The sequence below is a fragment of the Bacteroides sp. BFG-637 genome (genome assembly GCF_024793605.1).
In the GTDB taxonomy this organism is placed as follows: Bacteria; Bacteroidota; Bacteroidia; order Bacteroidales; family Bacteroidaceae; genus Bacteroides; species Bacteroides vicugnae.
The window spans coordinates 2,855,142-2,879,760 of the sequence record NZ_JANUPD010000002.1 but is presented as its reverse complement, the minus strand read 5'-3'; the positions used below and the strand labels follow the sequence as shown (position 1 = coordinate 2,879,760).

The 24,619-nt window shown below is 43.1% G+C and carries 21 protein-coding genes; 11 read left to right on the top strand and 10 right to left on the bottom strand.

The features are described from left to right. Positions 1-282: 282 nt before the first annotated feature. From glmM to NXX38_RS11140, 10 genes are all read right to left on the bottom strand, one after another. Positions 283-1,674, bottom strand: coding sequence for a phosphoglucosamine mutase (gene glmM / locus NXX38_RS11185; RefSeq protein ID WP_148366497.1), 1,392 nt, complete (start codon positions 1,672-1,674; stop codon positions 283-285). A 43-nt stretch (positions 1,675-1,717) separates the two neighbouring features. Then, on the bottom strand, positions 1,718-2,410 hold the full coding sequence (locus NXX38_RS11180) for a DUF4827 domain-containing protein (protein ID WP_148366498.1): 693 nt from the start codon (positions 2,408-2,410) through the stop codon (positions 1,718-1,720). A 118-nt stretch (positions 2,411-2,528) separates the two neighbouring features. Further along, on the bottom strand, positions 2,529-3,566 hold the full coding sequence (locus NXX38_RS11175; protein ID WP_004311034.1) for a bifunctional oligoribonuclease/PAP phosphatase NrnA: 1,038 nt from the start codon (positions 3,564-3,566) through the stop codon (positions 2,529-2,531). 46 nt (positions 3,567-3,612) lie between these two features. Then, positions 3,613-5,706, bottom strand: coding sequence for a ComEC/Rec2 family competence protein (locus tag NXX38_RS11170; RefSeq protein ID WP_258979464.1), 2,094 nt, complete (start codon positions 5,704-5,706; stop codon positions 3,613-3,615). 8 nt (positions 5,707-5,714) lie between these two features. Then, positions 5,715-6,365: a ribulose-phosphate 3-epimerase gene (gene rpe / locus NXX38_RS11165; protein WP_148366500.1), complete on the bottom strand. Its 651-nt coding sequence runs from the start codon at positions 6,363-6,365 to the stop codon at positions 5,715-5,717. Positions 6,366-6,464: 99 nt separating this feature from the next. Next, positions 6,465-7,436 (bottom strand): methionyl-tRNA formyltransferase, encoded by a 972-nt coding sequence (gene fmt, locus NXX38_RS11160; protein WP_258981933.1) that lies wholly within the window; start codon positions 7,434-7,436, stop codon positions 6,465-6,467. Between the two features lie 125 nt (positions 7,437-7,561). Next, positions 7,562-9,355 (bottom strand): chloride channel protein, encoded by a 1,794-nt coding sequence (locus tag NXX38_RS11155; protein ID WP_074636713.1) that lies wholly within the window; start codon positions 9,353-9,355, stop codon positions 7,562-7,564. Beyond that, on the bottom strand, positions 9,356-9,919 hold the full coding sequence (locus NXX38_RS11150) for an L-threonylcarbamoyladenylate synthase (protein ID WP_004297304.1): 564 nt from the start codon (positions 9,917-9,919) through the stop codon (positions 9,356-9,358). A gap of 201 nt (positions 9,920-10,120) precedes the next feature. Continuing rightward, positions 10,121-11,746: a RagB/SusD family nutrient uptake outer membrane protein gene (locus NXX38_RS11145; protein ID WP_258979463.1), complete on the bottom strand. Its 1,626-nt coding sequence runs from the start codon at positions 11,744-11,746 to the stop codon at positions 10,121-10,123. Between the two features lie 24 nt (positions 11,747-11,770). Further along, positions 11,771-14,797 (bottom strand): TonB-dependent receptor, encoded by a 3,027-nt coding sequence (locus NXX38_RS11140; protein ID WP_258979462.1) that lies wholly within the window; start codon positions 14,795-14,797, stop codon positions 11,771-11,773. A 489-nt stretch (positions 14,798-15,286) separates the two neighbouring features. Between NXX38_RS11140 and NXX38_RS11135 the strand changes: the two genes are divergently transcribed. The 11 genes from NXX38_RS11135 (at position 15,287) to NXX38_RS11085 (ending at position 24,618) form a co-directional block, all read left to right on the top strand. Further along, positions 15,287-15,718, top strand: a complete 432-nt coding sequence (locus NXX38_RS11135; RefSeq protein WP_004324741.1) for a thioesterase family protein — start codon at positions 15,287-15,289, stop codon at positions 15,716-15,718. Positions 15,719-15,927: 209 nt separating this feature from the next. Next, positions 15,928-17,451, top strand: coding sequence for a histidine ammonia-lyase (gene hutH, locus NXX38_RS11130; protein ID WP_004324740.1), 1,524 nt, complete (start codon positions 15,928-15,930; stop codon positions 17,449-17,451). Between the two features lies 1 nt (position 17,452). Further along, positions 17,453-18,181 carry a 3-oxoacyl-ACP reductase FabG gene (fabG, locus tag NXX38_RS11125; protein ID WP_004297297.1) on the top strand — a complete coding sequence of 243 codons (729 nt, stop codon included), beginning with the start codon at positions 17,453-17,455 and terminating at the stop codon, positions 18,179-18,181. 26 nt (positions 18,182-18,207) lie between these two features. Continuing rightward, entirely contained in the window at positions 18,208-19,431 is a 1,224-nt protein-coding gene (locus tag NXX38_RS11120; protein ID WP_258979461.1) for a beta-ketoacyl synthase, read from the top strand. A 21-nt stretch (positions 19,432-19,452) separates the two neighbouring features. After that, entirely contained in the window at positions 19,453-19,704 is a 252-nt protein-coding gene (locus tag NXX38_RS11115; protein WP_004305450.1) for an acyl carrier protein, read from the top strand. Between the two features lie 2 nt (positions 19,705-19,706). Continuing rightward, positions 19,707-20,618, top strand: a complete 912-nt coding sequence (locus NXX38_RS11110; protein ID WP_195648605.1) for an acyltransferase — start codon at positions 19,707-19,709, stop codon at positions 20,616-20,618. 25 nt (positions 20,619-20,643) lie between these two features. Then, positions 20,644-21,714 (top strand): class I SAM-dependent methyltransferase, encoded by a 1,071-nt coding sequence (locus NXX38_RS11105; protein ID WP_258979460.1) that lies wholly within the window; start codon positions 20,644-20,646, stop codon positions 21,712-21,714. Continuing rightward, the gene (locus tag NXX38_RS11100; RefSeq protein ID WP_258981932.1) at positions 21,711-22,184 is read left to right on the top strand and encodes a hydroxymyristoyl-ACP dehydratase; all 474 of its coding nucleotides are present in this window, start codon (positions 21,711-21,713) and stop codon (positions 22,182-22,184) included. Before NXX38_RS11105 ends, NXX38_RS11100 begins: the two co-directional genes overlap by 4 nt. Beyond that, entirely contained in the window at positions 22,144-22,587 is a 444-nt protein-coding gene (locus NXX38_RS11095) for a thioesterase family protein (RefSeq protein ID WP_004305454.1), read from the top strand. The genes NXX38_RS11100 and NXX38_RS11095 overlap by 41 nt, the downstream gene beginning before the upstream one ends. After that, positions 22,572-24,344 carry a beta-ketoacyl-[acyl-carrier-protein] synthase family protein gene (locus NXX38_RS11090; protein ID WP_258979459.1) on the top strand — a complete coding sequence of 591 codons (1,773 nt, stop codon included), beginning with the start codon at positions 22,572-22,574 and terminating at the stop codon, positions 24,342-24,344. The genes NXX38_RS11095 and NXX38_RS11090 overlap by 16 nt, the downstream gene beginning before the upstream one ends. Beyond that, positions 24,337-24,618, top strand: coding sequence for a phosphopantetheine-binding protein (locus NXX38_RS11085; protein ID WP_004297289.1), 282 nt, complete (start codon positions 24,337-24,339; stop codon positions 24,616-24,618). The genes NXX38_RS11090 and NXX38_RS11085 overlap by 8 nt, the downstream gene beginning before the upstream one ends. The last annotated feature ends 1 nt before the right edge of the window (position 24,619 follow it).

Sequence of the window (24,619 nt, the reverse complement as noted above, 5' to 3'; positions counted from 1 at the left end):
TAAAAAGAGAACCTTAAATCACAGCAAACATCTGTCACACTACAACTTACGAGTCTGTGATACTTGTGAAGGTCAAAAGCGTTTTTTTAAAAGGATCAAACTACCGCAATTTTGATTCATAACCAAAACGAACCGTTTTGAGGATAGTTGTTCTGAAACATATCCCCTCAAAATTAAACAGAGCCAGCAATTGCCTGTCAAATAGACAAACAGAATAAACAAAGGGAGAGCTTGATAGTGAAGCTCTCCCTTTATTATTTTTCCGATGATGTTAATGAATCGTTATTTCTTGGCTAATTCATTAATCACATCCATTATCTTCTGACCGATTTCTTCGGCTGCCTCCATTGTAGAAGCCTCGCTATATACGCGGATGATCGGTTCTGTATTACTCTTACGCAAATGTACCCATTTGTCGGCAAAGTCAATCTTCACACCGTCGATATCGTTGATTTCTTCGTTCTTATAGATTTCCTTTACTTTTGCAAGGATAGCATCTACATCGATTTCCGGAGTCAGATCGACACGGTTCTTAGCTATGAAGTAAGGAGGATAAGTGGCACGAAGCTCGCTAACTTTCTTTCCTTCATGAGCCAGATGGCTAAGGAATAAAGCAATACCTACCAATGCATCACGGCCATAATGGCTGGCAGGATAGATTACTCCACCATTTCCTTCACCACCGATAACGGCATTGGTTGCTTTCATCTTCGTTACAACGTTTACTTCGCCTACAGCAGAAGCACTGTATTCCATACCATATTTACGGGTTACATCACGCAGGGCACGGGTAGAACTCAAATTAGAAACTGTATTCCCCGGAGTATGTTTCAGTACATAATCAGCCACAGTAACCAGTGTATATTCCTCACCGTACATTACACCATTTTCGCAAATCATTGCCAAACGGTCAACGTCTGGGTCTACAACGAATGCTACATCTGCTTTGCCCCCTTTCATCAGGTTCATGATGTCGCCGAGGTTCTTTTCAAGCGGTTCTGGGTTGTGTTGGAAGTTTCCGGTAGGTTCACAGTAGAGTTTTTCTACATGTTTCACCCCCAAACGTTCAAGAAGTTCAGGGAGAATGATACCGCCTACAGAGTTCACACAGTCAATCGCTACCCGGAAGTTGGCTTTCTTGATAGCTTCTACATCTACCAGGTCGAGAGCCAATACACTGTCGATATGTTTCTGATTATAAGTCAGGTCTTTGCGGTAAGATCCCAGATGGTCAACATCGGCATAGTCAAATTCTTCAGCTTCAGCAATACGAAGTACTTCGTTGCCTTCGGCTGCATTCAGAAATTCACCATGTTCATTCAACAATTTCAGTGCGTTCCACTGTTTCGGGTTATGAGAAGCTGTCAGGATAATACCACCACAAGCGCCTTCCATTGTTACAGCAAGTTCTGTGGTCGGGGTAGAAGCAAGATCAATGTCTACTACATCCCAGCCCATTCCCATCAATGTGCCGACTACTACGTTTTTTACCATCTCACCCGAAATGCGGGCATCGCGTCCAACAACAATCTTGTTGCTCTTCGCTTTGCAGGTCTTACGAATCAAAGTAGCATAAGCCGAGGTGAATTTTACAATGTCAAGCGGGTTCAGTCCTTCCCCCGCTCCTCCGCCGATAGTTCCGCGGATTCCAGAGATAGATTTGATTAGAGTCATAAGTTCTCTACTTAAAGATTTGATTTATCTAAATGTTAGTGCTTTAGCTTTTTGCTTTCTCAAACTTCCAAATATCATAAAAATATGGATTGACATATTGCTGTGCAAGTGTATGTCCCATCTTAGAAGGTACAATCAGGCGTACATGTGCATTATTACGCAAATAAGGTAAGGCAATCAACCATCCGGATGGAATCGCAGTTCCATAACCTTGATTAACCCATAATAAATCGTAGTCCAAACTACCAGATAAAACGATTCCATAAACAGTAGATGCGTTTTGTACATAACGGAATGTTAATGGAAACTTATAATAATCAGGAACATCCATCCATTCTTCTAAAGGTACATTGAAACAAGTAACTTCTCCTGTCATCATATCCTTTTCCACATAACGAGCACAAATGATATTATTGTTAGCAAAAGTATCTACCTCATTAATAACTTCAACTCCATCCTTATCCTCTTTTCCTCCACGATCTACGATCTGCATATATACGCCATTGGAGAAAGCAACATATTCGTCATATCCATTCCCTGCTTCTTTAGAAGCTGTAATAGTATCCCGTTCAAACTCTTCCAATGAAATGACACGGATATCATTATCTTTGATGAACTTATTCACCGCATTTTTCTCGTCTTCCAGCATTTCTGCATAAGTCTTCGAATTGTCGCATGCCTGGAACAGACTTCCGGCGGTTAACAAAGAGAGAAATAAAAATACAAGTTTCTTCATTATCTGTTATTTAGCTATATTCTGCACAAATGTATCTCAAAATCATTAAAAGTTGAAAGAGGGAAGTTGAAAGTTCGTATCTTTTAACCTTTCCATATTCACTTTTAACCTTCCATCTTTAGCTTTTCGCTGTTAGTAAAGGTTTATATTTCTCAAGCGCTTTCTCAAAGACCGCTTTTGCCTCTTCCATCGTTCCGAAAAATTCACCGCCCGAAGCATTCAAGTGCCCTCCTCCATGGAAGAATTCGGCAGCTAGCTGATTGCATGGGAAGGTTCCTACCGAACGAAGGGATATTTTAATCATCGGTTTCTCTGTATCTTCCCTCAAGAAGCAAGAGAAGCAGACATTTTTAATGGAAAGGGGGATATTAACAAAGCCCTCACTATCGCCTTTTATGTAGTTGAATTTACTTTGCTCTGCTTTCGTCAGGGTGATTAGTGCCGAATTATAATCCGAATACACAGTCATGTTCGACAATACATAGCCCATCAAACGTAAACGACTCTCTGAATAGGTGTTGTACACCTTACGATAAATATCATCTTTATCGATTCCTTTAGAAAGGAGTTCGCTAATGATAAAATATATCTCCCGGTTGTTCGAGTTATAGGTGAACCCACCGGTATCTGTCATCATCCCTGTGTAGATACATTCAGCGCCTTCCTTAGAGATATCACTGAAATATCCCATACGGCAGATGAGACGGAATATCAGTTCGGAAGTAGAAGATATTTTAGGATAAGACATTACTATCTTACAGAAATCTTCGGGATACAAATGATGATCGATCATTATTTTACGTGCCGGAGAAGCAGCCACAGCGTCTGCCATATCGTCAATACGCTTCAGTGCATTGAAATCGAGGCAACAGATGACATCTGCTTCGGCAATCAATTTATCTGCAAAGTCTTTGTAACGGTCATACAACAGAATATCCTTACTGCCCGGCATCCACCGCAAAAAATCGGGAAAAGCATTCGGCACAATTACGTTTACTGTTTTTTCCTGTGAATCCAGGAAATGATATAATCCCAGTGAAGAACCGATAGCGTCACCGTCAGGGGAAACATGAGATACAATTACTATTTTGTCAGCTCGTTCAAACCATTTGGTGAAATGGTCTATTTTGGCTTGTTCAATTACTTTCGTCAACATACTCTTATACTTTATCAAGGTGCAAATGTACGATAAATCTTTGTACTTAGAGCAAAAAGCGAACAGAACCTTCGTCGGATAGCGAGATAAACCGCAGACCGGATTGCTTGCATTCGCTTTCAAGGAGGTGTTTGCGGTATTCCGAGAGAGATGCGTCCAATATGACGTAAGAGAAAGAAAAGATTCGAGTGAGCTCTTCCATATGTCCGTCATATCCTTTGCATAAGTAAAGATACTGAATATATAACGGAGAAACGGTAGTGTTGTTCCGCCAATGGTTATCATTTATTACACAAATATGACAGCCATGATAGGATATAATCTGCTGCTGACGGTTTAGTTCCATATACCGGCAATCGGCAGTTATTTTTTGGGGAGGCAGAAGGTGATGATGCTTCCAATAGTTAGCAGCCATGCGTTTCAAATGTTTTTCATGGGGGATAGTATCTACATAGTTTATCCAGGAACGTCCATCGCTCTCAATGCAATGTACTGCTGGGCAACCGCGCACATTATAAAAGACCAGGCTCGTCCGAGGACGATCTAGCCAATAGATTGTTGCATGATAAGTCCCCAGTAATAAGATAGAAAAAAGACAAATCAATAAATTCCGGTATCGACGGTTCATAAAATAATAGGTTAACAAAGAGCCAACGATATAGATACCCAATATTTCTGACTGATAAAGCCAGATTCCATCTATAGAAGCGTAAGGAAGCTGTTCCACCCATCGGACGAAGAAATTAAGTCCTTCCAATAGTTTCTTAACACCTTCGGCCACTACGGTCTGAAGCCACGAAAGAGGAGTCAGAAGAAGCATAATGACAGCAGCATACAGGATAATCGTAATGAAAGGAATAACAACCAAGTTCGTCAATAGAAAATGTACAGAGAACCGGGAGAAATAAAACATGACAAGCGGAGCTGTTCCTACCTGTGCAGCAATAGACACACTCATCAGTCCCCAAATATATTTCCCTATTCTACCTTTCACCGTAATCAGGTGATAAACTGGCTTTTGAATCAATAGGATGGAAGCAACAGCAAGGAAAGAGAGCTGGAAACCAACATCAAACAACCATGCCGGATTACAGAATAGCATCAACCATGCAGCTGCCGCCAATGTATTTAAAGATAGCGGTTGGCGACCAACCATATCTGCCATTGCTAAAATCGAAAACATACTGACCGAGCGTACTACCGAAGGGGAAAGTCCTGTGAAAAAGGCAAAAGCCCATAATAGGATAAGAAGAAGAACAGAACGTATAGCTCTACCTATATTTCCTCTTCGGGCAACAGGTTTCAGAATGAAGAAGAGCAATGTATATAAAAGCCCGATATGCAAACCGGATAAAGCTAAAATATGACTTGCTCCGGCTACCGAATAACTCTCACGAACCGAATCACTTAATTCCGTTTTGTCTCCTATGGTCAGTGCTGAAAGTACAGCCAGTTCATCGCCGGAAAATCCTAGTTCCCGATAAAGTGAAATCATCTTTCTTCGACAAGAACCGGCTATACTTTTGAGATCAAGGTTATTCATTCCGTCCTGTTTTGTCCATTTCCCGGATGCAACATATCCTATTCCGCTGATTCCTTTCCGCATCAGGAAGCGGGCATAATCAAATTCATCAAAGTTCCGATTGTTGAGAGGAGGAGAAATACGGGCAGAAACCAGCAGTTCATCTCCACTTTTTAATCGGGTGACGGCCGAATCTTGCTGTAGATAAAGGATTGCAGCACGTTCTATCGGATATGTGCCGGCAGTATCACGACGTCCCTTTAATAATGTCTGGCAGAGGTAGGTATGTTCTTTCACCTGAGGTGCATCCGTTATTAAAACCCGATACACTGTTTCTTCTTCCGGAAAAGAGTAGACAGCGTGCTGTAATTGCCAAGTTATTCCAAGCCACCCTCCTATAAAACAAAGGATAGAGACAGCTAATCCAAAGCACCATCGCAATGAATGGCGTTTCAGGAAATAAAGAACAAACAATAAAGCAATACAAAGTCCAAGAGCTAGAACACTCCCAAAAGGTTCCCATGAACGGTCAAAAAAATGATCTCCACAAAAAACGCCTGTTATCCAAGGGATAATCAGGCGTATATAGGGATATCGATGGATGTAAAAAGTACTCAACAGATGAGTTACAGTTCGTGCAACTGACGAATCATCGCTTCCGGATCCGGTGCCGCAAAGACAGCATTACCCGCCACTAACGCATCGGCTCCCGCCTCAACCAAACGGGCACCTGTTTCCAGATTTACCCCACCGTCTACTTCAATCAGCGCTTTCGAACCTGTCCGTTCAATCAGGGCACGCAGCTCACGAACTTTTTCTACTGAATGTTCGATAAACTTCTGTCCTCCAAATCCCGGATTCACGCTCATGATAAGCACCATATATACATCCCGGATAATATCTTGTAAAAGAGCTACAGGAGTGGCCGGATTGATAGTTACAGCAGGCTGCATCCCGGCTTCTCTGATTTGTTGAATCACCCGATGCAGATGCGGGCAAGCTTCATAATGCACATTCATCGTATGAGCGCCCAACGCTTTTACCTCCGGAATAAACTTTTCCGGATTCACAATCATCAAATGCACATCCAACGGTTTCCGGCTTAACTTCGCTACATATTTCAGTACCGGAAAGCCAAATGAAATGTTCGGAACAAATACTCCGTCCATAATATCAATATGTACCCACTCCGCTTCACTGCGGTTTACCATTTCAATATCCTTTGCCAAATATCCAAAATCGGCAGAAAGAATGGAAGGAGCGATAATCGGTTTCATAATTCTTCTATTTTAAGTTCTAGCCGTCTCTTATTCGGGACGGTTTTATTCTATTTATAATCTAATGGCTTGCTCGTTTTAATCTGTTTATCCGATTAATTACTTCATCAGACAACCATCTTCCAAGTGATATCCACGAAGCAATTCATCTATTTTCAAACGTTTTTTACCGGGAAGCTGTAAAGAAAGAATAGATACAAATCCATCCGGTACAGCTACTTTCATGAATTTCTTCCCATCGGTCACAATTGTTCCTATAGCTAATTGATGTGATTCATAAATCTTCTCACTTTCAAAGATCTTCACGGCCACTGGTGCTCCTTTTTCAGAAGTAATCAGTTCACTCCAGGCAGCAGGATAAGGTGATAATCCACGGATAAAATCGTATATCTTCTTCACCGACTGATTCCAGTCAATCCGGCAGGTTTCTTTAAAGATCTTCGGAGCAGGACGAAGTTCACCGACAACCGCCATTTCTTCTTGAGGAATCGGTTTTACCGTTCCATTCAATATAGCGTCTACCGTTTCAAGAACCAGTTTTCCTCCCAGCACCATCAACTTATCATGTACCACTTCCACATTATCCGTATCTGCGATAGGCACACGCACTTGCTGAATGACTTCTCCGGTGTCTATCTCGTGTTTCAAAAAGAAAGTAGTAATTCCGGTTTCCGTATCACCATTGATTACTGCCCAATTAATGGGGGCAGCTCCACGGTATTGAGGAAGCAAAGAAGCATGAAGATTGAACGTACCCAGTCGTGGCATATTCCATACCACTTCCGGCAACATACGAAAAGCAACTACAATCTGTAAGTCCGCCTTCCATTCACGCAATGCTTCTACAAAAGCTTCATCTTTCAACCTTTCCGGTTGAAGTAACGGCAAATTTTGTTCAAGCGCATATTGCTTTACAGGAGAATACTGAATCTTATGTCCGCGTCCGGCAGGCTTATCGGGCATTGTAATCACACCCACTACATTATAACCGCCTTCTACTAATTGACGCAGGGCCTCTACCGCAAAATCGGGAGTCCCCATATATACTATTCTTAAATCTTCTTTTTTCATCATTCAATATGTTATCGCTACTTAGGCACGGATTACACGGATTTCACGGTTTCCTGAATTAGGTCTACATAAAACAACAGCGTAAGCTGTGTAATCCGTGCCTAATAAATTATCCCTTACGGTTGTTAGTCTTCAGAGAAATGTACCAATACTTGCCGGTATGAATTAAATATCTTCGATTTAGAGACAAATCCCTGGTATCGCCCTTCTTCATCCACTACCGGAAGATTCCAAGCTTTCGTATCATCAAACGTCTGCATCACCTGTTCCATTCCATCCGTATCGAATATCTTGGCAGGGGCAGATGTCATTAATTTATTAACAGTGAAACGATGATAAAGTTCTTGTCGGAACATGATGTTACGAATGTCGTCGAGAAGTACAATTCCCAGCAATTCACCCGTTTTCTTATCTGTCACCGGGAACACATTTCGATGGGAAGCAGCTATTGCTTTCACTAATTCGCCCAAATCCATTTCCGGATGTACGACAACGAAATCTTTCTCCACCACATTTTCCATTTTCATCAACGTCAACACGGCTTTATCCTTATGGTGTGTAAGCAACTGTCCCTTCTTGGCCAGACGCATCGAATAGATACTATGAGGCTCGAAAGCAATAATGGTCAGATATGAACTTACGGATACAATCATCAACGGAAGGAATAAATCATATCCACCAGTCAGTTCGGCTATCAGAAACACCCCTGTCAAAGGAGCGTGCATAACGCCACTCATCACTCCCGCCATTCCCATCAACGCGAAATTCTTCTCCGGCAAATAAGCAGAGAAAGCAAAATCATTGCTAAAATGAGAGAAAACAAACCCTGCAATACACCCCAAATAAAGCGAAGGTGCAAAGATTCCACCACAACCGCCACCACCGTTCGTTGCACTGGAGGCAAATACTTTCAACAAAATTATCAGCACCAGATAAACCAGCAGCAGATTACCATAACCATAAAACATAGAATTGTTCATGACCGTATCCCACTCTGCCGCAGACGTTCCATTCAGTAAAAGATCAATCGTATCATATCCTTCACCATAAAGAGGCGGAAAAAGGAAAATCAGCACACTCAACATCACACCACCGAAAGCCAATTTCTTATAAGGGTTATTAAGTTTACCAAAGACGCCTTCCACCGAATTCATGGCACGCGTAAAGTATAGCGAAATCAGTCCGCAAAAGATTCCCAACAAGATAACGAAAGGAATACGTTCCAGTTCGAATGCCTGATCAAGATGAAACTTAAACATAGCTTCCGTACCGGTAGTGATATAAGATACGGTAGCTGCGGTCACTGCAGAAATCAGCAGCGGAAGCAAAGAAGACATAGTCAGGTCAATCATCAGGACTTCCAATGTAAACACGAGTCCGGCAATCGGAGCTTTGAAAATACCGGCAATGGCACCTGCCGCTCCACATCCTACGAGCAGCATCAGCGTGCGGTGTTCCATCTTGAAGACGCTACCCAAATTGGAACCGATAGCTGAACCAGTCAGTACAATCGGCGCCTCCGCCCCGACCGATCCTCCAAATCCGATAGTAATAGCACTGGCGATAGTAGATGACCAAATATTATGTCGTTTGATACGTCCCTGCCTGCGGGAAATGGCATATAGAATCTTGGTGACTCCATGACTGATGTCGTCCTTGACTATATTGCGCACAAACCAGCCTGCCAAAAAGATTCCGACTACCGGATATACCAAATACAGGTAGTTGGCCTGCGTCGCACTGAAGTTATCGGTCAGAAAATTCTGTATCTGATGGATAAAGAATTTCAATATTAATGCGGCAAACGCTGTAAAGATCCCAACAAGAAAACTTAATATCAGGATAAATTGCTTCTCCTTTATATTCGCTTCCCGCCATTTGATGCAACGCTGTAATAAACTAAGTTTTTCTCCTTTCATTTATTCGCGAATTATCTTTATCACTCCACCTTTTTCCAACTTAATAATACTTGAGGGTCTCGGCCGGCTCATATCGTCCTGGCGAAAGCCAACGATATAATCTACCGCCGATTTGATTTCATCACTGATTTCGCTAAAATTAGCCGCACCCGGCTGCCCGCTGACATTAGCCGAAGTAGAAACGATTGCTTTACGGAACTGCTGACAGAGTCGTCTGGAAAAGTCTTCATTCGTCACCCGAATCCCTACACTGCCATCCTCGGCCAGCAAATTCGATGCTAAGTTACGTGCTCCGGAATAAATAATCGTCAACGGCTTGTCGGCAACTTCAATCAAATCCCATGCAACATCAGGCACATCCTGTACATAAAAATCTACTTTAACCGGAGAGTCTACCAAGACCAGCATAGCCTTGCTGTCAGCGCGTTTCTTAATCTCATACACGCGGCGTACAGCCTCTTCATTAGTCGCATCACAGCCTATACCCCATACGGTATCGGTGGGATAAAGGATCACTCCTCCTTCATTCATCACCTGACAGGCTTTTTTAATATCTTCTATCATTTCTTGATTAATTTCCGTTAAGAACAAGACGCAAAAATAACACTTTTATTCCATTTAGTGAAATCTATCCCGACGTTTTTAAGTCCCTCAAAAATATAGATCGACACAACAAACCATACAAAAAGAAAGAACGATGTAAATTAAGAGATAACCTACATCGTTCTATAAAAAACAGATCATTCAAAAAATCAGCCCCTAACGCTATCTATTCTTCCAACTATTATCCAGATTCGGGTTCAAAATCACATCTTCATAGGGATAAGGAACATACATCTTACTGTCATCCCAAGTTCCGGTGACTGCTACTGCTTCTTTCCTGAAAACTCCGGGCGCCACTTCAATAGGCTCATTTTTCTTACGGAATTCAAAATGATCCTTATACCGGTACATTCTGAACATATCCCTGGCTCTGCTCGCAATACCGCCCCAATAATAACCGGCCATTTCCCAACCATGTTCATTGTAGGCTGCTTCCGCCAGTTCATCAGGAGACATATCCGTCGTATATCTATTTGTTTTTTCACCGTCTGCCCTGTTGCGCACTTCGTTCAACACTTTAACCGCCTGTTCATTGATTTCTCCTGCACGGCCTGTTGCTTCGGCATACCAGCAATATACTTGCGAAAGACGTAATAACTGGAATGTTTTCTCCCCCGATGCATTGACTACGGCAGGATTTGTATAATCAAATTCAGTTCCGCGTACAGCACCTTCCACGGTCTTCATAAAGACAGGCGCCACTACCTCGCGGGAAGCAGGATCGGTATCATACCACCAATCATATAGCTTCCCGTCGCTAAGCATGATTTTCGGGAAATACGTAGCGTTTTTACGAGGACCTTCGGGGAAGTTCATCCAGAAATTAATTTCTCCATTCGTATCTCCCCAACCGGCCTGTTTCATATCCTGCAGGAAGTCGGTCAAGGGAGCGGATTGTCCTGCTGCATCCCTATTATAATAGATACCCAACAGAAGTTCCGTATTCTTATTATTGTATTCCCATGAATATACCTGACTATATTCCGGCAGCAGTTTATAATAGTAGCTACCACCATCCGCACCGTCTATCACTTCTTTGGCTTTGGCGGCAGCCAGCTTGTAATATTCTACTCCTTTATTAAGCGACCATCCTGCCATACACATATAGACATAAGCCATCGTTGCTTTTACGGCTCCCTCACTTACAGCAATGTTCATTCCATTTCTGCCATACGGTTCCTTCGTGTACAGTGCGGGGCAATCGGTTTCTGCTATTTTCAGGTCAGACAGAATCAATTCGTACACTTCTTCTTCCGTCTTCAACGGAGCATTATAATCTATTTCTTCTTTCAGCATGATGGGAACCCGTCCCCAAGTGGTCACCAGATAAAAATAAGAGTAGGCCCTCCAATAATGTGCTTGTGCAATAGCCACTTTTATATCGTCTTTTGACACCTCCGGCGTACGCTCCGCATTATTTATGATAAAATTGGCAGCCTTGATGACTTTGAAACGCTGCTCCCACATACTGGACAACCACGAGTTATTGTCTTTCACATCAAACTGGTCGTGTTCACGAAGAGGTTGTTTATTACTGGAAGGATGAGTGGAGATATCATCTCCCACCAGGAAGTTCGTTCCACAAAGATTATTACTAGCCTGTGAACTTGCGATCACGGAATAGAGAGCCGTCAGCGAAGCGTCCAAGTCTTCTTTATTACTGAAATAGGTATCCGAAGGTAACTGCCCTTTCGGATCTTCTTCCAGAAAATCACTACACGAAGTCCAACACAAAGCTGTCAGAAGCACAGGCAAGGCTTTCATTATAAAGGTATATGCTGTTTTCATACGGTTATTGTCTTAATACACGGTTTAAAATCTGAATTTGGCTCCAAAGGTGATTGTCCGAGGAATCGGATAAGCACCGTAATCCAGTCCGTCATAACTGGTGTACACTTCAGGATCCATTCCTTTGTAGCGGGTGATTGTAAAGAGATCCTGTGCGCTGACAGACAGTTGTACACTTGCAAACTTCAGTACACGGCGAGGAATGCGGTACGAGAGGCTGATATTCTTCAACTTGATAAAAGAAGCATCTTCAAGCCAGAAATCCGAATTAGCATAACTCTTGTTGTCGGTATTGGTAAGGCTCGGATAAAGAGCGTCCGCTTTGTTGGCAACATGATCCCATCCTTTGAAGTAGGCATCACGCAAGGTTACGAAACGAGAAACACCAGTCATGGATGCCGCCATAAAACGGCTGATATTCAACCGGTCATATCCGGTGGCAGCATTGAAAAATACATTCAGCGTCCAGTTTTTCCAAGTAACAGTGTTGTTCCAACCTACTGTCCATTTGGGACTTGCCTGTCCTTTCACAACCAAATCATCGGAAGTCGGATTCGTTGTCAGACTACCATCTGCTTTCTGATAAAGATTAGCGCCTTTATCATCGAATCCTTTCCATTGATAGACATAGAAAGATCCCATAGGATAACCGGGCTTCATAATCTGCAGAGGACCTCCCAAATCGCTATAGTTAGCAGTGAGTACAAAGTCATCTCCTGCGAGATCTGCTACTTCATTCTTCACATAAGAAGCATTCAGGCTGGTTTCCCATGTCACAGCTCCCTTTACAGGGAAAGTGGTAAGGGATAATTCGACTCCGGTATTGTTCAGTTTTCCTTGATTCACCCAATAAGTACCACCTCCGTTATATTTAGGCACCTGTTTCTGAAAGAGCAGATCTTTCGTTTGTTTCTTGAACCAGTCCACTGTAATATTAAAGCCTCCGATACTCATATCCAATCCCAAATCATATTGGTAAGTCTTTTCCCAGGTAATGCCGGGTGTAGCAAACTGATATCCCCAATATCCTGTAGAGGAAGTGGAAGTTCCCCAGCCGTAAGATGCTCCCGACAACATACCCAATGTGCTGTAAGCAGCAATATCCTGATTTCCGGTGACACCAAAGCTGGCACGCAGTTTCAACTGATCGAGCACGTGCTGGTTGCTCATGAAAGATTCTTGTGCAATATCCCAAGCCACAGCTGCGGAAGGGAAATATCCCCATTTGTTGTCTCCCTGAAATTTAGAAGAACCGTCAGCTCTTAATGCAGCAGTAATAAAATATCGTTTCTTATAATCGTAATTAGCACGCACGATACCGGAAGCCAAAGAAAATTCCGTGTATGAATTGCTCGCATCTCTGATAGCAGCATTGCCAAGATTCCAGTACCCAACACTTTCATTGTTCAGATTGGAACCGGTTCCCTTTAGTTGTGAGTCCCACGAACGACTTATTTCCCATACGCCCATGGCAGTGAAGCTATGATCTCCGAATTGCTTTTGCCAGGTCAGATTGTTAGTATTCTGCCAATAGTTATGCAATGCGTTGGTATTGCTTGCGCTATTGATAGCACCCGGTGAATCCAGTTTCGACCGGAAAGAATAAGAAGGACTATTATCGTAGTCATAACCTCCCTGAACGGAAAGCGTCAGTCCTTTCATGATCTTAAACAGCAATGTCAGGTTGGCGTTTAAATTATAGCTATAGCTATCGCTATTGTTCACTATCATTTCACCGTAAGGGCTGGAACCGATCATATTATACGGGTCTGTATTGTACACGCCGGTTTCGGGATCTTTCAGCTCCATGGTAGGCGAAAAGTTAGTGACATGCAACCAGTTCGCCCCACCTTCATTGTGTTTGTGAAGACTGGATGCGTTTAATTTTGCAGAGATTGTCAACCAGGGTTTCACTTCCGAGTCGATGTTTGCCCGAATTCCATAGCGTTTATAATCGGACATGATGGTGATGGCTTCCTGATCGAGCACATTTCCCGAAATAAGGTATTTCACTTTTTCATTTCCTCCGGATATGGCGAGCCGATAATCCTGGGTGATACCTGTACGAGTCAGAAGATCAGTCCAGTTAATTCCTTTCGTTCCATTTTTATAAGCCTCAAGATCTTCGGCAGAAATAGTAGACGATCCGCGAATGTCATTCAGTGCAGTTGCATATTCGTAAGCATTCAGCAGGTCATACTGTTTTCTGACAGTCGAAAGCCCTACCGATGCATCGAACGTTACCTGTGCTTTTCCCTCACTACCCTGTTTGGTAGTTATCAGGATAACGCCATTCGAACCACGGGAACCGTAAATGGCAGTGGAGGAAGCGTCTTTCAGTATTTCCATCGACTGGATATCAGAAGGGTTAATACCGTCCAAGCCACTGGAAGAGATGATACCGTCAATCACATATAAAGGGTCACTGCTTTTATTAATAGAGGTAGTTCCACGGACGCGCACCTTCATACTTGCTCCGGGCATACCACTCGTAGCAGTGACTTCTACACCGGGAGTACGACCCTGGAGTATATTTTCAACCCGTTGTACAGGTTGATTTTTGTATTGTCTGTTGGATACACCGGACACAGCACCCGTAAGGTCACTCTTTTTGACGGTTCCGTATCCTACCACTACCACTTCATCCAACAACTGATTGTCTTCTTTCAACACAACACGAAGAAGAGATCTCTTTCTGACTTTTACTTCCTGCGTATGATAGCCGATATAAGAGATCACCAAAGTCGCTCCTTCCGGGGCTTCGAGAGTAAACCTACCATCCATATCACTGGTAGTTCCGGTATCTTCACCTTTGATAATGACGGAAGCACCAATGATTGTCTCTCCCTGTTCATCGTTAATCACTCCTTTGATTGTCTTTCCAGCATCCCCGTCGGTGGTAGTATCGCTGTTTATCGTAACTTCATTGTTATTTTCCGGGGCTTTCTGTATTTCTGTCTTCTGTTCTTCAAGAGGAGGAGCAACCTGCGCGAATAATCCGAAAGGCAGAAACAGCATTAAAAAAATGCATAATAGCCATTTGTTTTTCATTATTACTTCCATTATTGTTCTAAAATTAGAATAGTTATTAGGATAGATTACCATCAATATTAGGCAATTTATGTGCCAAAAGCATAACAAAAGACTGATACAACGAGACTTGCCAAGTTTAACAAAAGAGATTATATCACTCATTTTCAAATACATAAACAATTTACAATAAAGAAAAAAAGCATTAATAGCCAGATTAAGTTTCAAGCACGATCCTGTGCAAAAATTCCACAGAAATGTGGACATATTCCACAAGATAATAAGTTAAGAATAATCCGTATTTAAAAGTTCCTTTCCATCCTTCTGATTGTTTCCACATATCAGAAGTCAGAATAAACGTTCCAAAACTCCAGTTTAAACGATTATTAACTAATTTCTCCCCCGTCTCCGAGAACAGAATCAGCAGAAATATCTATCTTTGCCCCAAATTCAAGCAAGAAAGCAAAAGTGCTATTTTTGTGTCGAATTTAAAACATTTAAGAGAAAACAATGGAAGAAATCGTATTTCATCACACATTACCTATCCAATTGCGATTCAATGATGTAGACAAATTTGGTCACGTCAACAACACGGTTTACTTCTCCTTTTACGACTTGGGAAAGACTGAATACTTCGGTTCAGTATGCCCGGGAGTAGATTGGGAAAAGATTGGCATTGTCGTTGTTCATATTGAAGCGAATTTCGTTAAGCAAATTTTCGCATCAGACCACATCGCTGTACAAACCGCCGTCTCTAAGATAGGTACCAAAAGCTTTCATCTGGTTCAACAAGTCATTGACACGAAAACCAATGAAGTGAAATGCGTTTGCAAGTCCATCATGGTTACTTTCGATCTTGAAAGACATGAGTCCATGCCACTAACCAAAGAATGGATAGAAGCGATCTGCAAGTATGAAGGACGGGATTTGCAAAAAGCATAGATTGATTTTTCTCCCCACCGATGAAGACACCCTCCGGCACCAATGAAGGCATCGAGCGGTACCGGGGAACAAATCTCCCACGAATGAGAAACAAAACAAGCAAAACCAATTCCTTAGAAAAAGTTTTATCCTGATTCATGTCCGCTATATAACAGAAATTGCCTATTTTTGCACCTTATTATTAAGGCATAAAATATCTAGTACAGAAAATGATAGCTGACAAAAGTATAAATTTAGATACCCTTCATAAAGTATTGTTTGATAATGAGAAGCTGGAACTCTCTGAAGAATGTATTCGAAAAGTAGAGGAAAGCTTCGATTTTCTGCAATCCTTTTCCAGCGATAAGATTATTTATGGTATCAATACGGGGTTCGGCCCAATGGCACAATACAGAATAGAAGATCAGTCATTGATCGACCTTCAGTATAATATCATCCGAAGCCATTCCACCGGTGCCGGCAAACCGCTTCCCGAACTTTATGTAAAAGCAGCTATGATTGCCCGTTTGTACACTTTTCTACAAGGGAAGTCAGGAGTGCATCTGGAACTGGTTTCTCTCCTCTGTGAATTTATCAACCGCGGAATTTATCCGTTCATACCCGAACACGGAAGTGTAGGTGCCAGCGGCGATCTCGTACAACTGGCCCATATCGCCCTGACATTAATAGGGGAAGGGGAAGTTTTTTATCAGGGTAAATTGTGTAACGCAGCTACGGTGCTTCAGGAAAACGGTCTGAAACCTTTTTCCATGCGTATTCGTGAAGGTTTATCCGTTACAAACGGTACTTCTGTAATGACAGGCATCGGTATTGTCAATCTGATTTATGCAAAAAAACTACTCCGTTGGTCGGTGGCTGCCTCTGTAATGATGAATGAGATTGCCGCCTCTTATGATGATTTTATGGCACAGGCATTAAACGAGGCCAAGCATCATAAAGGTCAACAAGAGATAGCTGCTATGATGAGAGAATGGGTGGCAGGCAGTAAATGCGTGCTTCAAAGAGAGAACGAGCTATACAACCAGGTGCATAAAGAGAAAATCTTCGAACACAAAGTACAGCCCTATTATTCCTTGCGATGTGTTCCGCAAATACTCGGTCCTATTTACGATGAACTGGAGAATGCGGAAGAAGTATTAATAAACGAAATAAATTCCGCCTGTGACAATCCGATTGTCGATCCGGATACACAAAATATTTATCATGGCGGCAACTTCCACGGAGATTACATTTCTTTCGAAATGGACAAGTTGAAAATTGCCGTGACCAAGCTGACTATGCTTTGCGAAAGACAGATTAACTATCTGTTCCACGACCGTATCAATGGCATCCTGCCTCCGTTTGTAAATTTGGGAGTGCTTGGATTGAACTATGGTTTACAGGCTTCGCAATTCACTGCAACCTCCACCACAGCGGAGTGTCAGACATTATCAAATCCGATGTATGTACACAGTATCCCCAACAACAATGATAATCAGGATATTGTCAGCATGGGAACCAACTCGGCTCTATTAGCAAAAACAGTCATTGAGAATTCTTATCAGGTGATGGCTATCCAGTTCATGGGAATGGCACAAGCTATCGACTACCTGAAAATACAGGATCGCCTAAGTTCCAAAAGCAGGCAGGTTTATGAAGAAATACGCAGTTTCTTCCCTGTATTTACCAATGACACACCTAAATATAAAGAGATAGAAATGATGATAGACTATCTCAAAAAAGAAGATAAATAAAATGAAATATGCATTAGTAACCGGAGGAAGCCGAGGTATCGGCCGTGCTGTCAGTTGTAAACTGGCGGAAATGGGCTACTTTATACTGATAAATTATCAGAATAACGACGCAGAAGCGGAGAAAACGTTGCAGTTAGTACAAGAAAAAGGAAGTAATGGCGAGTTGATGAAGTTCGATGTGACCGACCCTGCCGCTATCACCCTTGCTTTGGGCAACTGGGCTTCCCAACACCCTGACGAATATATCGAGGTACTGATAAACAATGCAGGTATCCGCAAAGACAACCTGATGCTCTGGATGACAGGAGAAGAATGGAGCAAAGTGCTCGATATCAGCCTGAACGGCTTCTTCAACGTGACACAGCCTTTATTGAAGAATATGCTGGTCAAACGTTATGGACGTATCGTAAATATCGTGTCATTGTCGGGCATTCAGGGAATGCCCGGCCAAGCCAATTACTCCGCAGCCAAAGGTGGCGTAATAGCTGCTACCAAAGCACTGGCACAGGAAGTTGCCAAGAAGAAAGTAACAGTCAATGCAGTAGCTCCGGGATTCATCCGTACGGATATGACGGAAGGAATTGATGAGAACGAATGGAAGAAACATATTCCTGCGGGACGTTTCGGCACTCCGGAAGAGGTTGCCGACCTGGTCGGTTTCCTGGCATCTCCAGCCTCATCCTACATCACAGGAGAAGTGATTTCCATCAACGGAGGACTATATACTTAAAATAAAAGCATAGAATAGACAAAATAATGAAAAGAGTTGTTATCACGGGAATGGGGATTTACTCTTGCATCGGCAAGAATCTGGATGAAGTAAAAGACTCACTATATCATGGGAAATCGGGAATTGGCATAGACCCGGTACGGAAAGAATTGGGCTATTTTTCTGCATTAACGGGGATATTGGAACGTCCCGACTTGAAGAAGTTGTTGGACCGTCGTAAACGTCTCTGTCTACCGGAGCAGGGAGAATATGCTTATCTCGCTACATTAGAAGCTTTCCGTAATGCCGGTATTAATGAGGATTTTCTCGAAGCCCATGAAGTGGGTATCTTGTATGGCAATGATAGTAGTGCCGCTCCTGTTATTAACGCAGTGGACATCATTCGTGAAAAGAAAAACACTGCACTGGTGGGTTCCGGTTCTATTTTCCAGTCGATGAATTCCACCGTGACAATGAACCTGTCGGTTATTTTCAAACTAAGAGGGGTCAACTTCACCATTGCCGGAGCCTGTGCAAGCGGTTCTCACGCTATTGGCATGGGTTACCTGCTTATAAAATCGGGATTGCAGGATTGTATTCTTTGCGGTGGCGCACAAGAAGTCAATCCTTATGCAGTAGGAAGTTTCGACGGACTAAGCGCATTTTCCACCCAGGAAGCAGTCCCCGAGAAAGCCTCGAAACCTTTTGATAAACGACGTGACGGACTGATTCCGAGTGGAGGAGCCGCTAGTCTGGTATTAGAGAGTTATGAATCGGCTGTAAAAAGGGGAGCTCCCATTCTGGCCGAAGTCATCGGTTACGGTTTTTCATCCAATGGAGATCATATTTCCGTACCTAATGTGGACGGCCCGAAACGTTCTCTTCAAATGGCCATCAAAGATGCAGGGATTGCACTCGAACAGATCAGTTATATCAATGCACACGCCACCTCAACTCCGGTAGGTGACTTGAATGAAGCGAAAGCCATTGCGGAAGTATTTGAAGGACATCACCCGTATGTGACTTCCACGAAGTCTATGACAGGACATGAAATGTGGATGGCCGGGGCCAGTGAAGTGATTTATTCCACCCTCATGATGAACAACGGTTTCATCGCTCCCAACCTCAATTTCGAGGAACCGGACGAGGCCTCTGCACAATTAAATATACCTACCCAACGGGTAAACCTGGAATTTGATACGTTCCTTTCCAACTCATTCGGATTCGGAGGAACCAATTCTACGCTAATCATACGCAAAATCAATTCATAATTTACTAAAGAAAACAGATATATGACAAACGAAGAAATCATCGAGAAAATAAGAACCACTCTGGCAGAAGAGTTTGAAGTAGACATCGACGTTATCCAGCCGGATGCACCGTTAATGGAAACTCTTGAACTGGACAGCCTGGACTTGGTCGATATGGTGGTACTGGTAGAAAAGAACTTCGGTTTCAACGTAACCGGACAAGATTTTGCGGGTATCAAAACCTTCCAGGACTTCTACGATCTCGTTATCACCCGTATGCAGGAAGCCAAGTAAATATGTCGACGTGGAAAGGCAAAACCCGGGGAGGAACATTCGGATATTTATTCTTTATTTACCTGATTAAGTATCTGGGCATTACTGCCGCTTATATATTTCTAAGTCTGGTAGTATTGTACTTCATACCGTTTGCTCCGAAAGCCACCAAAAGCACCTGGTTTTATGCCCGCCACATTCTGAAATACAACCGAATACGCTCTTTGGGTATATTGCTACGCAACTATTATCGGTTAGGGCAAATCCTGATTGACAAAGTAGCTATTGGCAACGGAAAAGTCGATCAATACCGGTTCGAGTTCGAACGGTATCCGGAATTTCTGCAATTGCTGAACAGCGAACAGGGAGTGATTATGATTGGCGCCCATGTGGGAAACTGGGAAATAGGCGTTCCTTTCTTCGACGATTACGGAAAGAAAATCAATATCGTGATGTATGATGCCGAACATCGTAGAATCAAAGAGATATTGGAGAAAAATGGTCAGGACAAGGATTTTAAGATTATCCCCGTCAACGAAGATAACCTGACACACGTTTTCCGTATCACCGAGGCGTTAAACAAGAAAGAATATGTATGCTTCCAGGGCGACCGTTATCTGAATAAAGAGAAACTGCTGACAGGAACACTCCTGGGACAGAAAGCTCCTTTCCCTGCCGGTCCTTTCCTGCTTGGTTCGCGAATGAAAGTTCCGGTGGTATTCTACTTTGCCATGAGAGAGCCGGGCAGAACCTACCGTTTTCATTTTATAAGGACGGAACCAGTCATACGAACCAAAGAAAAGAAAGCAGAGACAGCTCTGCTCGAACAATATACGGCCGCTTTGGACCAGATACTGAAACGCTATCCGGAACAATGGTTTAACTATTACTCATTCTGGGAAACCACAAGTGACGGTTCGCTCTCAAAGGATTGAAATAGAAAGATATAACAAAATAAAGATGCAACAGAATCAATATGATAAGGAACCGTTGACCGCAGTAGAGGCACAACGCCTGGCACAAGAAATAGCTTTCGGGCCCGTCGTGTTTCAGGTATCACGCCTCATGCTCAAATTCGGTATTTTTCAGTTACTGGCCGACGAACGCGCTGGCATGACACAAGAAGAAATCAGCAAGACTTGTGGCCTGTCTTCTTATGCGACACAAGTTTTGCTGGAAGCCTCATTAACCATCGGTACCGTATTGCAGCACGAAAACCGTTACCGCCTTGCCAAAGCCGGATGGTTCCTGCTCAACGACAAGATGGTACGTGTCAATATGGATTTCAACCACGATGTCAACTATCTGGGAATGTTCCATCTTGAAGAGGCTCTCACCAACGGACGTCCCGAAGGGCTGAAAGTATTCGGCGAATGGAGTACCATCTATGAAGGACTGTCAAGCTTACCCTCACAAGTACAAAAGAGCTGGTTCGGTTTCGATCATTATTACTCGGATTGCTCGTTTGACGAAGCTTTGGCGATTGTTTTCGCCCGTCATCCCAAGACTTTACTGGATGTGGGAGGTAATACCGGTCGATGGGCAACCAAGTGCGTAAGCTATGACGACGCAGTGGAAGTAACTATAATGGACCTTCCGCAACAATTGGAGATGATGCGTCAACAAACTAAAGAACTGCCCGGAGCAATGCGTATCCACGGGTATGGCGCCAATCTGCTCGATCCCGAAGTTCCTTTCCCGACAGGGTTCGATGCTATCTGGATGAGCCAGTTCCTTGATTGTTTCTCGGAAGAAGAAGTAACCAGCATACTGACCCGCGCAGCCCGCTCTATGAGCCGGGAGAGCCGCCTCTATATCATGGAAACTTTCTGGAACCGGCAAAAGTTTGACACAGCCGCTTATTGCCTGACACAAATCAGTCTTTATTTCACAGCCATGGCAAATGGTAACAGCAAAATGTATCATTCGGATGATATGGAACGGTGCATCAAAGCAGCGGGATTGGAAGTCGAAAAGATAGATGACCATTTAGGAATGGGACACAGCATTGTACAATGCAGATTGAAATGAACAACAGGGAAGTTATCATACAAGGAGAAGGAATACTCAATCTGATTCCACAGCGTCCGCCCATCGTGATGGTGGACAGTTTCTTTGGTATCGAAGAGAATCATTCCTATTCCGGACTGACTGTCACTGCTGATAATATTTTCTGCGAAACCGGAAAACTGCAAGAGGCAGGAATTATTGAACACATCGCTCAATCGGCAGCAGCACGTATCGGATTTCTTTATACCCGGCAGGATGAAAAAGTACCGTTAGGGTTTATCGGCTCGGTAGACAAACTTAAAATCTACGATTTGCCAAAGATCGGGATGAAACTATTTACGGAGATTACCGTTGTACAGGAGGTATTCGACATTACATTGATTTCTGCACAAGTGAAAGTGGAAGACAAGCTGATAGCTGAATGCAGGATGAAAATATTTATAAAAAAGAATGAAACGGAAAACGAATCAACAGGTTGCAGCTTTGACTAACCGGACTACCTTCAGAGTGCGGTTCAGCGAAATAGACTCTATGCAGATTGTATGGCATGGTGAGTATGTGCGCTACTTTGAAGATGGAAGAGAAGCTTTTGGCAAACAGTATGGTTTGGATTATATGAGTATTTACCGGGAGGGATACATGGTTCCTATCGTGGATTTAACCTGTCAGTTCAAACAATCACTATCTTTTGGTGAAGAAGCGATTGTCGAGACGCGCTATATTGCCTGTGAGGCAGCCAAGATAAAATTTGAATACGTTATCTACCGGGCTACCGACCAAAGTATAGTAGCTACCGGAAGCACCATACAAGTGTTCCTGAACCTGAATAAAGAATTGGAGCTTATGAACCCTCCGTTTTATCTGGAATGGAAAAAGAAATGGAATATCCTTTAAATATATACATCACAGCCCATACGCTGATTAGTTCGTTAGGTTTCGGCATCCCGGAAAATCTGGAGGCCATCCATAACTACCGAAGCGGAATCCGTATGCAACAAGCCGGCCTAATTTCCGATCATCCCCTATTGGCGGGAATGATTGATTCTGTGGAACTGGAAAAACGGGCGAAGCTGATGCAGATTACGGATTATACCCGGATGGAGCAATTATTCATACTGGCTATCCAAGAGATTATTTCTCAATCGGGAGCCGACTTGCGGGAGCCGGATTGCGCCTTGTTATTATCTACCACTAAAGGAAATGTTGATTTATTGAGTGAATTACCTGCTGACAGTCCGGTTTTTCTTTGGAAAATGACAGAACGAATCGGAGATTTCTTTGGAGCGACAAATCAGGTAGAGGTCATCTCCAATGCCTGTATATCAGGAGTCTCGGCACTAATCGTCGCTAAGAGATGGATAGAATCAGGACGTTACAAACGAGTGATTGTGGCAGGTGGGGATATTCTTTCTCATTTCATTACCAGCGGCTTTCTATCGTTCCGATCTGTCAGCGCACAGCCCTGCCGACCATACGATATACAACGGGATGGATTAAGTCTGGGCGAAGCCTGTGGAGCTGTTCTTTTAGAAACTCAAGAAAACACGAATCATATTATTCTCTCCGGAGGAGCAATCAGTAATGACGCCAACCATATATCCGGTCCTTCCCGAACAGGGGATGGTTTAGCTCTAGCTATCAATCAGGCAATGGAAGAAGCCGGAGCACTCCCCGAAGACATTAGCTTTATCAATGCACACGGAACAGCTACGGTTTACAATGACGAAATGGAATCCAAAGCCATACATCTGGCGGGATTAGCTACAGTTCCGGTGAATAGCCTTAAGCCCTATTTCGGTCATACATTAGGAGCTTCGGGCATTATCGAAACCATACTTTGCATAGAGCAACTAAAAGAAGGAAGATACTACGGAACTTTAGGGTATGAAACACTCGGTGTTCCCATGCCTATCACTGTCTATGCCACTCATCAGCCGATGCCGATGAAATGCTGCATCAAAACCGCTTCCGGTTTCGGAGGCTGTAATGCCGCACTGGTATTATCCCTCCCCGATGCTCACCTGAAACAGAAGGCAAACTTGCAGACAACCGACAAAGCGAGTGCTCCGTCAGTTTGTAAAGCAGTGGTGGAATCGGGCAACATGGTCACAATCAGACCGGGAGCAGTAGAAAGTAAAGGAACAACTGTATTCAGCTCTTCGGAAACAGACTTTGCACCATTCATCCGGGAAGCACACAAGCATCTGGGAGAAAACAATATGAAGTTCTATAAGATGGACAACCTCTGTAAGCTGGGATATGTAGCTGCCGAATATTTACTGAAAGATACAAACTACCGTCCGGAAGAGATTGGAATCATTCTTGCCAATGCTTCTTCCTCTCTGGATACGGACTGCAAACATCAGGCAATCATCAGTAAAGAAGGAGACAAAGCAGCCAGTCCTGCCGTGTTTGTCTACACTCTCCCCAATGTAGTATTGGGAGAAATCTGTATCCGGCACAAGATTCAGGGAGAGAATACATTCTTTGTCCGTCGACAATCCGATGCTGCCTCATTAGAGGATTATGCAAGGATTGTGATGGCGAAAGGTAAGTTACGCACCTGTATCATAGGCTGGTGCGAACTATTGGACGGACATTATCAAGCAGAATTTAAACAACTTAATAATATATCAACGATTTATGGATAATTTAGATCAAACTAAAAGAGAACTGATGGACGAAGTGAAAGGGAAACTAATCGAAGAGTTGAACCTTGAAGAAATCACTCCGGAAGATATTGACAATGAAGCCCCTCTGTTTGGCGACGAAGGTCTTGGCCTTGACTCCATTGACGCACTCGAAATCATCCTGATTCTGGAACGCGAATACGGTATAAAGATAGAGAACCCTAGTGAAGGAAAACAAATCTTCTACTCGGTACGTACACTGGCAGACTACATCATTGCTAATCGCAAAGCTTAAC